Source organism: Pseudomonas caricapapayae (genome assembly GCF_001400735.1).
Taxonomy (GTDB): domain Bacteria; phylum Pseudomonadota; class Gammaproteobacteria; order Pseudomonadales; family Pseudomonadaceae; genus Aquipseudomonas; species Aquipseudomonas caricapapayae.
Map to the genome: position 1 here is coordinate 1 of NZ_LJPW01000143.1, position 557 is coordinate 557.

2 protein-coding genes are annotated in these 557 nt (G+C 60.9%); both read right to left on the reverse strand.

Annotation, left to right across the window (positions count from 1 at the left end; genetic code table 11):
- Window positions 1-263 (reverse strand): hypothetical protein (locus ALO80_RS20100; protein WP_055010278.1); only part of this gene is annotated, 263 nt, incomplete at its 3' end.
- Window positions 263-557: TIGR03751 family conjugal transfer lipoprotein (locus tag ALO80_RS20105; protein ID WP_055010279.1), on the reverse strand; the 295-nt coding region annotated here is incomplete at its 5' end. The genes ALO80_RS20105 and ALO80_RS20100, both read right to left, overlap by 1 nt.

Sequence of the window (557 nt, forward strand, 5' to 3'; positions counted from 1 at the left end):
ATCCAGGGCAGCATGTCGACTAATGACGGGTTGACGGCATACAGGTCCGCGACATCGTCGACCGTCACAGGTTTGCGCTTGGGATCGAGCCATGCACCTGGCTCTGGTATTCCCTCAGCCGCCAGGCGAGCCAGGTAACGCTTTCTGGCCTGCGCGAAAATGGCTTCATCTCGTAGCTGATCGGCGATCGTCTCGACGGGCATGTCAGCCACGGCGTCAGCGCCTTGATCCCGACGCTCTGTTAAACGGTCCAAAAATCCCATCAATAATCCTCCACCCGCTCACCGGGCATCGCGTATTGCACGCGTTGATACAGCGGAAAAACGGTCGTATACCCCGGTACTGGCGCGGGGTCGGAGCCTGCCAGGTGAGGGAATACGTACATGACCAAGTCCGGATTGGGCAGGCGCTTGAACTGGCTGTAGATTTCGTTCTGAGCCGTGCGTGTGTACTGCGCACTGTCCTGCAGTGGCTGAGTGGCCCGCACATCGATCGGGCGGCGCAGCTCTGAGCGGGCATCGAGCAGTTGCCGACCACTGGCGCTACCGGCCGAGCCC